Below are 15,142 nucleotides of genomic sequence, written 5' to 3' on the forward strand. Positions count from 1 at the left end.
CGGCCCGGAACTGGCGTTATTGCCGCGCGTCGAGTTCTTCACGCCCAGCCCGTAATACGTCCGCGAGTCCGAACTCGTGTAGGTGTGCACTGTGAGCGTCGTGCTGGTACCACCCGCTGTGAGCTCGGTCTGGATCCCGTACGCCTGGGTCGCTGCACAGCTCTGCGTTCCCGATACAGCGGCAGCTGGCATGGCCGCGGCAACTGTACGCGCAATCGCTGCCATCGAGCCGCCGAGCGCCAAGTAGGTCTTCCTCATCTGATTCTCCGATCACAATTCGCGGCGCCACACTGTGTGAAGACGTCCGAGGTTTCTCAACTGCGGACTTTCACACAGGTAATGTCCGCGGAGCGACGATTCCTGACACCGGCCGACAAGAAAATCTCGGCGTGGCCAACGCGATGGGTGCCGCCTCCGGGCAGTGCTCGCACAAGGACAGGCTTCCGCACGCTTCGAGGTCGGCGAAGAAGCTGCTCCAAAGCTGCTCCGGACAGAACGATCGACACAGGGCACGTGCTGTGCAGTCGTCTCGCGACTTGTGTCAGGATCATCGCCGATCCGACGTATAAGGATGAAGGCAGGCAACCAGCCTCCCTCACCGACACAGGGAGGCACAATTCAATGAACAAGCTAACCGCGGTTCGCGCCATCACGTCGGGGCTCGTTTCCGCAGTTCTCGTCCTCGCAGGTGCAGTCGCAGCGAACGCGCAGCTCGCCACAGGCAACGCTGCGTGCAGCGCGACGCAAACAGCCAACCTGTGGTCATCTGTCACGGCGTCAGCGCCAGCCACCGCGCCGAGCTCGCACTTCTATCAGAGCTCTGGACGTACCTTCAACTTCACGGGGCTGAGCCTGAAGAGTTCGACGAACGCGACGACGGGCGGCTCCACCGCATGGCAGATCTACAGCCCGTACTCGCTCTCCAACGCGTACAACGTCTGTGGACCGAACCCGAACTGATGACGCAACCCGTCACGAGAGCGCTCTGCCTCGTCGCATCGCTGTTGGTGCTCGCCGGGTGCGCCCCCGGCGAGCACCACGCCTCGACCACACCGACTGCACCGCCGACGGGGCCTGCCGTCGCTCCGACCTTTGACGAGGAGTCTGGGCTGTGGCTGAGCGACGGATGGCCTGTTCCCGACCCGCACGCGACCTTCGACCCCGACGCCCCGTGGATGAGCGCCGAGGATGCTTCCAACATCATCGTCGGTTGCCTTCGCGATAAGGGATGGGAAGTCACCGTGACCGGTCCGGGCGCTTTCGTGATCGACACTCCAGACGCGCAGAAGGACGCCTACGACTACGACGTGAAGCGGTGCTACATCGATAACAAGGTCGGGATCGATCCGCCACCGCCCCTCACCGCGGAGCTTGCCGACTCCGAGTACCGAGCACAGGTGCGCACCAGAGACTGTCTAGAGAGTCTCGGTCTGGACGTACCATCGCTGCCCAGCTACCAGGCATTCTCCGACGCGCTCCTCGTCGAGTCGCGCATCATCGGAATCTATGCCTTAGCGGAGTCGTCCGGCTCCGATCTGCGCACCGACCCGGAAATCTGGGCGGCGTGTCCCGACCCTCTGAACACGTGGGGACATAACGAATAGGGTTCAACACCGAACTTCGGTGACCGCGGCGCTGACGTTGGTTGCGTGATGGCCTCGGCGGGTGTTGTCGTCCCATCGATACACGGCCCGGTGGCCTGGGCTGGTCCGGGAACGCGGGCCAGTCCTCGAGGAGTTCCCGCTGGAGCGCGCGTTCACGCTCCAGGCGAGCCCGTTGTCGACGCTCGTTCCCGAGCCACCTGCATCGACCCACTACCCGGTGCACGGGCAGTTTCCTTGACTATGCGTTGGTGGGCAGTTTGGACCCTCGTCCGCGGGTCCACGCTGTACAGGCTCGGATAGAAACTTGCAGTTAGTCTCGACTACGGTGCCGTTACGCTAACGGCACCTGACTACCCAGCGCCTGCGGTGGTGCCACGGTGGCACCACCGCAGGTTTCGCGGATCGCACAGATCGACGAATCACAACATATGTGACGCCCGAAGCGCCGGGCCTACTAGTTATTGTGGCTCCCGGCGTGTCGCAAAGACCCGAGAACATCACTCCCACCCCTCCGGCACTCCCCCGTCGAGATCGCTCGACGCGGCGAACGCGTTCTCCATGATGTCGGCGGTCACGGGGTCGACCAGCTCAGCGGTCACGACATAGCTGTGCCGGGTCACCTGCTCGTTCGCGTGCCCGAGCAGACGCGAGGCGAGCGTGATGCCGGCCGCGGCGTCTATGATCGTCGCGGTCGTACGGCGGAAGATGTGCGTCGAGAATTCGCCCGTGTCGATCGCCGCAGCCTGCAGCGCCTTCTCGTTGTCGTCGATGAAGGTGCGCAGCAGCCGCTCGTAGTTGCTGACGCTGAACGGGCGCCCGGTCTTGGTCGAGAACAGGAAGGCTTCCGGGTCGCGATCCGCCTCGGCGAGCTGCACCCGCACCGCGGCGGCCGCGAAGCTCGGGAGAGCGATCCGCCGCTTCTGGCGCGACCTCTTGGGCGTGTTCTTGCGATACAGCCCGTTCACTTTGCTCTGCTTGATCGTCCCCGCGATGAGCACCGTCGCCGGACGCGCCGTGACATCTACATCGCAGCGCCGCAGGCCGAGCACTTCGCCAATGCGGGCGCTGGTGCCGATCATGATCCACATCACGTTCTCGAGCACGGCCACGTTGGGGCGCGGACCGAACCCTGCGCCGTCGGCGCGCCAGCCGCGCATCAGTTCGTGCACGACCATCACCTGGTCGGGGCTGAGCACCGATTCCTTCTTGTCGGGCAGCGGCAGTCGACGCGCGTCGCGGATCGGGTTCGCGGCGATCACCTCGTGCTCGATGCCGGTCTGGCACACCTGCGACAGGATGCTGCGCGCCCGCCGCGCCGCGGGCAGCGACTTCTCCTCCCAGATCCCCAGTAGGATGCGGTTGCAGCGAAGCACCGTAAGATCCCGCAGGGGCAGATTGCCACACGCGGGCGTGACGACGTGAGTGATGGTCGACCGGTACGACTCGAGCGTGGTGTCGACAACAGTCTGCGACTGCTCCTTCTCGTACAGGAACACCTCGCACGCCTCGGCGATGGTCGCGCCACGGCTTGAGCACCGGGCCGACTGTACGGAAGCGGATGTCTTCGGCCTGCTTGGCAAGTGCCGCGCGTGCTTCGGCCTCCGTCGCCCCAGTGGCCTTCACGCGACGCAGCTCGCCAACCTCGTCGCGCATCTTCGCGGTCGCCTGCACACGCCCGACCTGCGAACCGACTTCGTTCGCAAGCTCGTGACCCGGCTGTCCGGCGGGAATCAGGTGATCTGCGTCGAGAACCTGGACATCGTCGGCATGATCGCCGGGAGCCACTCCGAGCGCAGCAAATCAATCCATGACGCCGCGTGGGGCATGTTCCTCCGCGAACTCGCAGCTCACACGGGACTGGCCGGGCGGGAGCTCGTGGTCGCCCCGAAGTTCTTCCCCGGAACACAGACCTGCGCGGTCTGCGGAACCTGGGGCAAGAAGAAATCTCTGGACGTACGCGTCTGGACATGCACGGCCTGCGGAACCGTCCTCGACCGGGACTACAACGCAGCAACGAACCACCTGAAGCTCGCCCGAGGTAGCGCGGAGAGCCTACACGCCTGTGGAGTCACCCTCGCCCAGCTTGCTGGCGTCGGAGACGAATCCGGAACCACGCCGTGCGCGGAGGAAGCGGCATGACCGCCCCGAACCACGCGGCAACGTCAGCACCCGACGGTGCTGGCGTGGACAACGTACGCACCAAGCCGCACAAGGTGGCGCGGGGGAATCAGAGGATTAGCGGCGGCTCCGTAGAGGATCGGCCGCGATGCACCCTCTCAACTCCCTCGGAAAAACGCGGCAGAACAGGTTATGCGTACAACCCACGAGCGAGAACGACCGTCCGCATGGGCGGTCCTTCTGCGTTGCGGCAGCCTCGCCGGCACCGCCGCGCGGTGACCGCCGCGGTGGGATGATCGATCCATGGGCGATGGCGCCGATCGGGAACTCGCCGAGCTCCGCGAACGCGCCTACGGGCCGCACGCCGACATCTTCGGCGATTCCACGGCCCTCCGGCGGCTCCGCGAGCTCGAGATCTCGCACGCGCTCGATCTGGGACTCGACCCGCGCGAGATCCCGCCCGTGCCCGCGTCTCCGGCGCCGGCCGACACCGGCGGCGCTGCCGAGGCGCCCGCGATCGCCGCGCCGGTTGCGCAGACGGTGGAACGGGTGGATGCCGCGCCCGCGGCATCCCCTCCCCCTGCCGCTTCGCGCGCGGGCGGCCAGCGCCGGCTGATGCTGTGGGTGACGAGCGTGCTGGTGGCCGCGCTGCTGGCGGCGGGGGTGACCGCCTGGACTCTCGTCGCGACACCGGCGCACGACTTCACCCTCGCCGTGACCAACGACCCCGACCTGGACTTCCCGCAGCGCCGCAGCGGCGTGGAGGTGATCACGTACGAGCGGTTCCACGGCATGCAGGTGGTGGCCACCACCAACGGACGCCTGCGCTGCGTCTGGATCAGCCGCGATCTCACGCTGCGGCCGACGGCGTCGGCGACCTCATGCAGCCGGGACGTGCTGCCGACGGTGGCCGATGTGACCCTGGATCCGCAGTTCTCCTTCATCGCACCGGAGGCGGTGGCCGAGTTCGGCGTCGACACCGTGCTGCGCTTCACCGTGCTCGACGACATCGCGTACGTCGACGTGGCGCCGTGAGACGGATCGACCGTTGCACCGCGGCCCCCATCCACTACTTTGTAAGGGTTGGTAACAATCCACCCCGGGAATCGACGGAGATTCCGAGACGGAGGGCGATGCGGCGATGACGGTGACCGGACCTGCTCTGGGCGCATCCGATGCCGCCCTCGATCTGCTCCACCGGCTCGGACACACTGTCGCACCGCACGTGGCGATGCGCCTGACGACGGCCCTCGAGGCGGATGCGGCCGCGATCGCCGAGGTGGCGGCCGGGCTGACGACGGCCCAGCGCGCCGGGTTGTCCGCACTCCCGGATCCGCTGCCGCTGACGGCGGCGGTGCGCGACGTGTTCCGACCGCTCGACGACGCGCTCGACGACGCCGCGCGGCGGGTGCTGCTGACCGCCGCGGTGAGCGTCGACCACCGCGTGGACATCGTCCTCGCGGCGACCGGACTGACGATGGGCGACGTGCTGTCCGGTCCGGCCGCCTCTCATCTGGTGGTCGCCGGCGGGCGCCTGCGCTTCGCCGACGCACGGGTGCGGGTGCACGTCCACGGCAGCGCCACGCTCGGCGAGCGCACCGCGGCGCACGCGGAACTGGCGCGCGCGTACCGGGTGGCGGGCGAGGCGCCGCTGACCGTATGGCACACCTCGCTCAGCACGCTCGAAGGTGACCAGACGATCGTCGGCCCACTCCTCGCGCTCGCGGCGGCCGCTCTCACGTCGGGTGCCGCCGAGTGGGCGCACGCGGTGGCGCGAGAGGCCGCCAGCCACGCCACCGGTCCCGACCGCGACCGCGCGCATGTGGTCGCCGGTGAGGCGGCGCTGTCGGCGGGGCTCGTCGACGACGCCGCGACGTGGCTGCGCGCCGCGATCGCCGGCAGCGACGCCGTCGCCGCGCGCGCCCTTCCCGCATTCGTGCACGCGGTCACCCTGCGCGACGGGAACGTCCCGGTCGGTGAGCTCGCGCGACTGGCCGCGCGAGCCGAACGGGGCGAGCTCGGCCCCGCCGAGACCGCGACCGTCGGGCGAGCCCTCGCCGACGCCGCCTGCCTCAACGCCGAACGCGGCGAACGGGCCGATGCCGCCGCCCTGCTCGCCCGCGCCGAGCGCATCGTCGCACCCCGACGACGCGGACGCGCCCGACTCGCGAACGCCCGCGCGTGGTGCGCACTCTTCGACGACGCGCTCGCCTGCGCGGAGCCCGGCATCGTCGACGGCCCCGGTGCCGACGACAACGCGATGCGCGAACGGATCGTGGCGGCGCTCGACCTCGCGGCGCACGGCCGTTACGCCCACGCGCTCGGCGTGCTGCACGGCTCGGCGGGGTGCGCACTCGACCCGTGCGCGCCCAGCTTCCGCGACCTCGCGCACGATCTGCCCGGCCCGCTCGCCGAAGCGCACCGGCGGGTGGCGATCGCCCTCGTGGAGTTCTGGGCGGGCGATCTCGCCCGCGCGAGGTCGGAGCTGGCCGCCGCCGCGGTGCACGCCCCGATCGCCCTGCCGTTCGCCGGACTCGGGGTCACCCTCGCGCGCCGACTCGACGCGTGCACCGACGGTCGCACGCTGCCCACGTCGCGCGCACTCGGCGACGCCCATCCGACCCCGCACACGCCATCTCTGCGCAGCGGAGCGCTGGTCGATCGGGCCATCGCGGCCTTCCTCGGCGGCCGGCCCGCCGAGGCGGCGACGCTCGTGGAGCTCAGCGCGCAACTCGGCGGCGAGGACGGCAGCCCGGGACTGGCCGTTCCCGGCCTCGACGACACGCAGATGCGCAGCGATGCCGCCCGTCGCGCCCACGAGGGCGGCGCGGTGTCGCGATACTGCGTGCCGGCCCGATCGCCGTACGCCCGTGCACTGAGCGAGCTGACTCGTGGGCGTGCGCTGCGCGCGCAGGGCGACCTCGGGCGGGCGCGCGAGCACGTCATCGCGGCGTCTGGCCTCTTCCACGCCGCGGGGGCGATCGTGTGGCAGCGCGCGTGCGATGACGAGATCGCGGACCTTCCCGCGGAGACGCTGCTCTCGCCCGACCCGCAAGCGACGACGACGGCCGTGCCGACGACTCAGCCCGTCGGCACGGGACTCGGTGTCGGCAGCGTCGTCGATGGCGACGCCGTCGACCCTCTGGCGCAGGCTTGTCGCGCCGCCTGGGCGGACGTCCTGACCGATCGCGAGCAGGAGGTCGCTCTGCTGGTCGCCGAGGGCGCCACGAACCGGCAGGTCGCCGAGCGGCTCTACGTCTCCGTGCGCACGGTCGAAGTGCACCTCGGCCGCATCTTCACCAAGCTCGCTGTCCCTTCGCGCGTGGCGCTGAGCGTCCTCGCCCACCGCGTGGCGCGTGAGCGCGCCGTCGTCGTCCCATAAGGGGAATCCCGTATCAGGGATCCCGCGGATGCCAGCGGGCATCGCCCGTCGTTAGCGTGCGAGACGCGGCGCACCCCGGCGCCGCCCATCCCCCGCGAGGACACACCGATGACCCTTCCCCCCACGCGCCGACGACGGGTCGGCGCCACCGCACTGATCGGCGCGGCGGCCCTTCTGGCCACACTGCTGGTCGCCCCCTCCTCCGCCACCGCCGCCGATCCCTGCGCCCCGGCGTGGTCGACCACGGGCCCCTACGCCGGCGGTGCGACCGTGTCATACGAGGGCGTGAACTACCGGGCGAAGTGGTGGGCCGAGCCCACGAACGTGCCCGGCACCGAGCAGTGGGGGCCGTGGGAGGCGCGCGGCGCATGCGGCGACGGCACCGTCGTCCCGACCCCCACGCCCACCCCGACCCCGACGCCGACCCCGGCGCCGACACCGGGCGCGCCGTGGACGACCAATCCCGATGAGCAGTGCCGCCCCGACGGGCTGTACCAGACCCCCGGCATCGACGTCCCCTACTGCGACATCTACGACACCGCCGGACGCGAGAAGCTGCCGAACGGACTCGAGCACCGCGTGATCGGGTACTTCACAAGCTGGCGCACGGGTCAGTCCGGCGCGCCGCGCTACCTCGCGAGCGACATCCCGTGGCAGAAGATCAGCCACATCAACTACGCGTTCGCGCACATCGACGGGACCGGCCGTGTGTCGGTGAACGCCGCCGCCGCGGGCGACGCGGCAACCGAGCTCACCTGGCCGGGTGTCGCGGGCGCCGAGATGGATCCGACACTGCCCTACCAGGGCCACTTCAACCTGCTCGAGAAGTACAAGAAGTCGAACCCGGGCGTGAAGACCCTCGTGTCGGTGGGCGGATGGGCCGAGACCGGCGGGCACTTCGCGCCCGATGGCACGCGCGTCGCCGACGGCGGCTTCTACACGATGGCGGCGACGGCCGCCGGCCGCGAGACCTTCGCCGACAGCGCCGTCGCCTTCATCCGCCAGTACGGGTTCGACGGTGTCGACATCGACTACGAGTACGCCACGAGCAACAGCAAGGCCGGCAACCCCGATGACTTCGCGTACTCCGACGCGCGTCGCGCGACGCTCTGGCGGGACTACACGGCGCTCATGAAGACGCTGCGCGAGAAATTGGATGCCGCCAGCGCCGCCGACGGTCAGTACTACATGCTCACCGTGGCCGCGCCGGCATCGGGCTGGCTGCTGCGCGGCCAGGAGGTGCACCAGGTGGTGAAGTACCTCGACTACGTCAACATGATGAGCTACGACTTGCACGGCGCATGGAACGACTACGTCGCCGGGAATGCGCCGCTATACGACAACGGGGCGGACCCCGAGCTCGCGGCCGCAGGCGTGTACACCGCGTACAAGGGCATCGGCTACCTCAACTCCGACTGGGCGTTCCACTACTTCCGCGGCGCCCTCCCGGCGGGGCGCATCAACATGGGAGTGCCCTTCTACACGCGCGGATGGATCGGCGTGACCGGAGGCACGAACGGATTCGGCGGCAAAGCCGCTCTCCCGGACCAGACCGCGTGCCCGCCCGGCACCGGTCCCACCATCGGGGGCACCTCGAAGTGCGGCGCCGGAGCGATCGGCGTCGACAACCTCTGGCACGACCTCGACGGCAACGGGAACCCGATCCCGTCCGGCGTGAACCCGATCTGGCACGTGCTGAACCTCCAGCGCGGTGTGGTCGGCGACTACGCGGCGGCCTACGGGGTGCCCACGGGCCCTCTCGCCGGCGGGTACACGCACCACTTCGACGACGTCTCGAAGACCGAGTGGTGGTGGAACGCGACCACGCGCACGTTCCTGTCGGGCGATTCCGACCAGGCGATCCAGGCCAAGGCCGACTACGTCTCCGACAACGGACTCGGCGGCGTCATGATCTGGGAGCTCGCCGGCGACTACGGCTGGAACGCCGCGAAGGGACAGTACGAGATCGGATCGTCGTTGGTCGACCGCATCCACTCGACCCTGAGCGCGTCGCAGCCGTACGGCGCCACGAAGGCGAACGAGACCATGCCGACCCAGGCCATCGATCTGGACGTCGAGTTCTCCGAGTTCGCGCTGGGCGACAGCAACTACCCGATCAATCCGCGGGTGACGTTCCGCAACAACTCGGCGACCGACATCCCCGCCGGCGCGACGATCACCTTCGACTACGCCACGAGCGACACCGGCGAGATGAAGGAGCAGAACGGCTGGGGACTCGTGTCGGTGTCGTCGGGGCACACCGGCGACAACGTCGGCGGGCTGGACGGCGACTTCCACACCGCGCGGATCACCGTGCCCTCGGGCGGGATCCCCGCGGGCGGATCGGCGTACACGAAACTGTCGTGGACCCTGCCGATCAGTCAGATCTCGAATCTCCGGGTGACGATCGGCGGGGCCGTCTACGCGGCGCTGTACGACCTGCCGCGCGGGGTGACGGTCGTCGAACCGTCGTCGGGGTCGGGCGGCAGCGGGGGCACGGGGGGCACCACAGCATGCGACGCCCCCTCGTGGAGCGCGTCGTCGATCTACCGCGGCAGCGAGACCGTGACCTTCGCCGGCAAGCAGTGGACCGCCAAGTGGTACACGCAGGGCGAGACGCCCGGGGCGCAGTGGGGCCCGTGGGGCACGGGGATCGCCTGCGGCTGACGCACACGCGACACGGGGCCGTGTACGGGGAAACCCGTACACGGCCCCGTGTCGTCTGCAGGAATGTGGAATGTACGGACGCTGAACAAACACCCCCGTTCCTAACCTGGCGACACCGGCGCCCCCCGCCGGCCTCCCCCAGGAAAGGAACGCCATGCCCCGTCAGGAACGACCGCCCCGCGGTCTGCAGAAAGTCGTCGCGGCCGTCGCCGCCGCGACGCTCGCGGTGGGCGGCCTCGTCGCCGTGACCGCGAGCGCCTCCGCGGCAGAGCCCGCCCCCGCCGGCATCAACGGCTACCGCAACGTCGGCTACTTCGCGCAGTGGGGCGTGTACGGCCGGGACTTCAAGCTCAGGCAGCTGGACGCCTCCGGCGCCGCCGCCGACCTCACCCACGTCAACTACGCCTTCGGCAACATCCACCATCAGACCCTCGAGTGCTTCATCGCGAACAAGGCGCAGGGCACCGGGCCCAACGGGTCCGACGGCGCCGGCGACGCGTGGGCCGACTTCGGCATGGGCTACAACGCGACCAACTCGGTCGCCGGCACGACGGACACGTGGGACCAGCCTCTGGCGGGCAACTTCAACCAGCTCAAGCAGCTGAAGGCGAAGCATCCTGATCTCAAGGTCATGATCTCGCTCGGCGGCTGGACCTGGTCGAAGAACTTCTCCAAGGCCGCGGCGACCGATGCGACCCGCAAGAAGTTCGTGTCCAGCTGCATCGACCTCTACATCAAGGGCAACCTCCCGATGATCGACGGTCGCGGTGGCGCGGGTGCCGCGGCGGGCGTGTTCGACGGCATCGACCTCGACTGGGAGTGGCCGGGCTCGAACGCGGGTCTGGAGGGCAACCACGTCGACACCGCCAACGACAAGGCGAACTTCAAGGCGCTGATCCACGAGTTCCGCGTGCAGCTCGATGCCCTCACGGCGCAGACCGGAAAGCCGTACGAGCTCAGCGCCTTCCTCCCCGCGAGCCCCGCGGTGATCGCGGCAGGCGGATGGAACGACCCCGAGATCTTCGACGACCTCGACTTCGGCAACGTGCAGGGGTACGACCTGCACGGCGCATGGAACCCGAGCCTGACCGGTCACCAGGCGAACCTCTACGACGACCCGAAGGATCCGCGGCCGGCCGGTGAGCGCTTCAGCGTCGACAAGGCCGTCAAGGAATACCTGAACGCCGGGATCTCTCCCGCCCAGCTCGGTGTGGGGCTCGCAGCCTACGGACGCGGCTGGAAGGGCGTCACCTCATCGGCCGCCTGGGGCACTGCCACCGGCGCCGGTCCCGGCACCTGGGAAGCGGGCAACGAGGACTACTACAAGCTCAAGACACTCGGCACGGAGTACTACGACGCCGCCGTCGGCGCCGCCTGGCGCTACAACGGCGACCAGTGGTGGAGCTACGACAACCCGCAGACGATCGCTCAGAAGGCCGACTACATCGTAGACCTCGGCCTCGGCGGGAGCATGTGGTGGGAGCTGGACGGCGACCGAGGCAACGACCTCGTCGGCCTCGTCGCCGACGAACTGCGCGCGGCGCCCACTGGACCGTCGACCACACCCGTGACGCCCACGCCGACCCCGACGCCGGAGCCGACCCCGACGCCCACGCCGACCCCGACGCCGACGCCCACGCCGACCCCGACGCCGACGCCCACGCCGACCCCGACGCCGACACCCGAGCCCGGCACCTGCGCCGCGACGGCATGGAACGCGGGAACGGTGTACACCGGCGGCGAGGTCGTCTCGTACGGCGGCAAGGAGTATCGCGCGCTGTGGTGGATCCAGGGCGCAGCACCCGGCACGAACGACGCGTGGGAGCAGGTTCGCGACTGCTCTGGCTCGACGGCCCCGAGCTGCCCCGCGGCCTGGAGCGCCTCCCAGGCCTACAAGGCCGGCGCGCAGGTGACCTACAGCGCCCGCACGTACCAGGCCAAGTGGTGGACCCAGGGTGAGACCCCGGGCGGCGCGTGGGTCGCGTGGGAGGAGGTCACCACCTGCAGCCTCTGATCCGGTGATCTCCGGTGGTGCCCCGGTCGCTCGCGCGGCCGGGGCACTCTCGTCGTCAGACCGCGAGGTGCTCGACGAGCACCTTCACGCCGATGCCGATGAGCACGAGTCCGCCGACGATCTCGGCGGGCTTCTGGAAGCGGGTGCCCACGCGGTGGCCGAGCACGACGCCGATGTAGGTGAGGGCTGCGGTGACCACGCCGATCGCGGCGACGGCGGGGAGGATCGCCACGTCGAGGAACGCGAAGGTGAGGCCCACGGCGAGTGCGTCGATGCTCGTGGCGATCGCCAGCACGAGCAGCTGCCGTGTGCGGATGCGCCCTTCGGCGGGTTCCTCGTCGCCGCCGCGGAACGCCTCCCACAGCATCTGCGCTCCGATCAGCAGCAGGATGCCGAAGGCGACCCAGTGGTCGACGGGCGAGATGAAAGCGCTGAACTGCGCGCCCAGCATCCATCCGATCAGCGGCATGAGCGCCTGGAACAAGCCGAAGGTGACCGCGACGAGCAGGGCGTCCCGGTGGATGCGGCGTCGCACCCGCACGCCCTGCGCGAGCGACACGGCGAAGGCGTCGGCGGAGACGCCGACGGCCACGACGAGCAGATTGACGATCGACACGGCGGGACCTCCCGGCGAGGGAGCCCTTCCCGCGCGCCGGTCAAGACTGCCTGATTCGGGATCCCGAATGCGGTTCGGAACCCCGAAAGCGCTATTCGTGGCCGACGGCCTTGAGCCCGATCACGCAGCCGACAAGGCCCAGCATGAGCAGGAGCTTCGCGATCGAGAACGCCTCGTCGCCGGTGATCATGGCGTACGCGACCGTCAGCGACGCGCCGATGCCGACCCACACGGCGTAGGCGGTTCCGGTCGAGATGTCGCGCATCGCCCAGGCGAGTCCGCCCATGCTGGCGACGAGGGCGACGCCGAAGACGACGCTGGGCCACAGGCGGGTGAAGCCCTCGGTCTTCCCGAGCGCGGTGGCCCAGACGGCCTCGAGGATCCCGGACGCGATGAGGATGACCCACGACATGGCTGTGCTCCTTGGCCAGTCTTGTCGCGCACCGGGTACTGATCCGTCGTCCGGGGATCCGGTCGCGGATCCGCCGGCGAGTCTAGCTACGGCTCCTGGGCAGGGGCTGGGCAGACCTGCGCGCGGCCTGCCCCAGGCTCAGACCAGGAACAGCCCGTCGAGCGCGCCGGGGTTGTGCGCGTGCACCAGCACGAGGAAGACCACCGCGTCGAAGAGCAGATGCACCGTCACCACGTAGGCCAGGGAGCGGGTCTTCATGAAGATGAACCCCTGCAGGAGGGCGAACGGGATCGTGAGGAGCGGCCCCCATGCCTGGTAGCCGAGCTCCCAGAGGAACGAGACGAACACCACCGCCTGCAGGATGTTGGCCTGCCAGAAGACGAAGTGGCGCCGCAGCAGCGCGAAGCACGTGCAGATGAAGAAGAGCTCGTCCCAGATGCCGACCGCCCCGACGCCCACGAACAGCCGCGTGATGAGGTCGGGCGTGTCCACGACCGGCCAGTTGAGGTACACGCCCGAGGTGATGAAGTAGAACGGCAGGATCAGCCAGCCGAGCACGAGCACCGAGCCGAGCCAGGTCCACTGGAACGTCGTCCACCGATGGCCTCCGCGCCAGGGGAAGCGCACCGCGCCCCGGCCATCCGCGCCGTCGCGGTACACCCAGCGGGAGATCGCGTACGGCACCGCGACCGCTCCCCCGAGCGCCAGGGCGAAGCGCAGGATCGCGAGGTTGTCGAGCTCGGCCTTGAGCGGGATGACGCTGACGATCAGCAGCCCCGCCGCGATGAGGGAGAGATCGCGCACGAGGGAGGGACGGCGAGGGATGCCGGTCTCCGCGCGATCGGCCGGGCGGAGCATCCACGCCGCGGCCAGGCCCGCCGCCAGAAGCACCCAGCCGACCCAGGGGACGCGCAGCACGAAGAAGGCGGGGGCGGCCAGGCACACCAGGAGCGCCGGGACGAGGCTCCACGTCCACACGCGGGAGACGACGGGGGCGGCGGCAGCGGGATGTGCGGGCATGTCAGTCCAGGGGGTGGGCGATCTCGTCACGGGGCATGCGGGCGGCCAGGATGGCGACGATCCCGAAGACGAGGGGCAACACGCCGGCGGCGACGAAGATCACCGGCACCGGGACGATCTGCGACAGCGGACCGGCCAGCGCCATCGACACGGGCATGAGAGCCAGGGAGACGAAGAAGTCCAGGCTCGACACGCGACCGAGCATATGCCGTGGGACGCGCCGCTGCAGGAGGGTGCCCCAGATCACGTTGCCGTAGCTGAACCCGAAGCCGACGAGGAACAGCGAAACCAGCAGCAGCCAGTACTGGTCGGTGAGGCCCACCACCACGAACGGGAGCGTGCTCACGCCCCACACGAGATTCATGGTGGTGAGGTAGCGCCGCGGCAGCGGCATCGACGACACGACGATCGACCCGACGACCCCGCCCAGGCCCAGCACCGCGAGCAGGAACCCGAACAGCCGCGGGTCCTCGCCGATCCGGTCCCGCACGAGGAACGGCAGCAGCACCTCCTGCGGCCCCAGCGAGACGAGCACCCACATCGTCGCGTACAGCAGCGTCCACAGCAGCCAGGGTGTGCGCACCGTGAAGACCACGGCCTCGCGGAGGTCGTGGAAGACCCCCGCCACGGGATGGACAGGACGAGTGGATGCCGCGACCGCGGCATCCACCTCGCCGGCCGGCTCCGGACCGAGGGTGAGGAGCACGACGAACGCGATCGAGTGGGAGAGGGCGATCACCACGGCGGCCTGGCTCGGCAGGAGCGCCGCGACGAGCATCCCCGCCGCCGCGGGCCCCGCCGCCTGCTGCAGCGCCGGCCTGATCGCGCCCTCCAGGCCGTTCGCCGCCAGGAGCTGCTCGGGAGGGAGGATGCGAGGCAGGAATGCGCTGTACGCGGGGAAGAAGAACCCCATGCCGGCGCCCAGCACGAGCGCGACGATCGTGAGGTGCGCGATCGTGACCTCGCCGATGGCACCCGCCACCACGATCGAGCCGACCGCGAGGGCGTTGACCAGTTCGACGCTGCGCACGATCAGCCGCCGCGAGACGCGATCGGCGACGATGCCGCCCGGGATCGCGCACGCGAGCAGACCCACGGCGTTGGCGGCGGCCACGAGCGACAGCTCGACGGGTCCGCCGCCGGCCCCGATCACCGCGTACACCATGACCACCGCCCACATGCCGGCGGCGAAGATCGACAGCACCACCGCGGAGAAGAGCTTGCGGAAGTCGCCGTGGCCGAGGGGGCGCAGCATGCGCCAGCGGTCGCGCGACGACGCCACCGGCGGGGCTCCCGCGGCGGGCACCGG

Annotated in this window: 11 protein-coding genes and 1 riboswitch; of the genes, 6 read left to right on the forward strand and 5 right to left on the reverse strand. The window is 69.8% G+C overall.

Annotated elements, in window-relative coordinates; genetic code table 11:
* Positions 1-731 precede the first annotated feature (731 nt).
* Positions 732-1,604 (forward strand): hypothetical protein, encoded by an 873-nt coding sequence (locus HQM25_RS11555; protein ID WP_172990363.1) that lies wholly within the window; start codon positions 732-734, stop codon positions 1,602-1,604.
* A gap of 497 nt (positions 1,605-2,101) precedes the next feature.
* Here HQM25_RS11555 and HQM25_RS11560 read toward each other — a convergent pair whose 3' ends face one another.
* Entirely contained in the window at positions 2,102-3,100 is a 999-nt protein-coding gene (locus tag HQM25_RS11560; RefSeq protein WP_254359300.1) for a tyrosine-type recombinase/integrase, read from the reverse strand.
* A 16-nt stretch (positions 3,101-3,116) separates the two neighbouring features.
* Here HQM25_RS11560 and HQM25_RS11565 point away from each other — a divergent pair, with 16 nt between their 5' ends.
* From HQM25_RS11565 to HQM25_RS11585, 5 genes are all read left to right on the forward strand, one after another.
* On the forward strand, positions 3,117-3,743 hold the full coding sequence (locus HQM25_RS11565; protein WP_254359302.1) for an RNA-guided endonuclease InsQ/TnpB family protein: 627 nt from the start codon (positions 3,117-3,119) through the stop codon (positions 3,741-3,743).
* Positions 3,744-4,025: 282 nt separating this feature from the next.
* Complete coding sequence (locus HQM25_RS11570) at positions 4,026-4,757, forward strand: hypothetical protein (protein ID WP_172990365.1); 732 nt, start codon at positions 4,026-4,028, stop codon at positions 4,755-4,757.
* Between the two features lie 112 nt (positions 4,758-4,869).
* Positions 4,870-7,104, forward strand: a complete 2,235-nt coding sequence (locus tag HQM25_RS11575; protein WP_172990366.1) for a helix-turn-helix domain-containing protein — start codon at positions 4,870-4,872, stop codon at positions 7,102-7,104.
* Between the two features lie 108 nt (positions 7,105-7,212).
* Positions 7,213-9,771 (forward strand): glycosyl hydrolase family 18 protein, encoded by a 2,559-nt coding sequence (locus tag HQM25_RS11580; protein ID WP_172990367.1) that lies wholly within the window; start codon positions 7,213-7,215, stop codon positions 9,769-9,771.
* Positions 9,772-9,925: 154 nt separating this feature from the next.
* Positions 9,926-11,785 (forward strand): glycosyl hydrolase family 18 protein, encoded by a 1,860-nt coding sequence (locus HQM25_RS11585; RefSeq protein WP_217275143.1) that lies wholly within the window; start codon positions 9,926-9,928, stop codon positions 11,783-11,785.
* Positions 11,786-11,840: 55 nt separating this feature from the next.
* Here the strand turns inward: HQM25_RS11585 and HQM25_RS11590 are convergent, their stop codons facing one another.
* From HQM25_RS11590 to HQM25_RS11605, 4 genes are all read right to left on the reverse strand, one after another.
* A complete protein-coding gene (locus tag HQM25_RS11590; protein ID WP_172990368.1) occupies positions 11,841-12,401 on the reverse strand; it encodes a manganese efflux pump MntP in 561 nt (186 codons plus the stop codon).
* A 91-nt stretch (positions 12,402-12,492) separates the two neighbouring features.
* A complete protein-coding gene (locus tag HQM25_RS11595) occupies positions 12,493-12,813 on the reverse strand; it encodes a DMT family transporter (protein WP_172990369.1) in 321 nt (106 codons plus the stop codon).
* Positions 12,814-12,823: 10 nt separating this feature from the next.
* Positions 12,824-12,888: riboswitch (guanidine-III (ykkC-III) riboswitch) on the reverse strand.
* 63 nt (positions 12,889-12,951) lie between these two features.
* Positions 12,952-13,833, reverse strand: coding sequence for a CPBP family intramembrane glutamic endopeptidase (locus HQM25_RS11600; protein WP_172990370.1), 882 nt, complete (start codon positions 13,831-13,833; stop codon positions 12,952-12,954).
* Position 13,834: 1 nt separating this feature from the next.
* Positions 13,835-15,088 carry an MFS transporter gene (locus HQM25_RS11605; protein WP_172991640.1) on the reverse strand — a complete coding sequence of 418 codons (1,254 nt, stop codon included), beginning with the start codon at positions 15,086-15,088 and terminating at the stop codon, positions 13,835-13,837.
* Positions 15,089-15,142: the final 54 nt, after the last annotated feature.

Source organism: Microbacterium hominis, assembly GCF_013282805.1.
Classification (GTDB): domain Bacteria; phylum Actinomycetota; class Actinomycetes; order Actinomycetales; family Microbacteriaceae; genus Microbacterium; species Microbacterium hominis_B.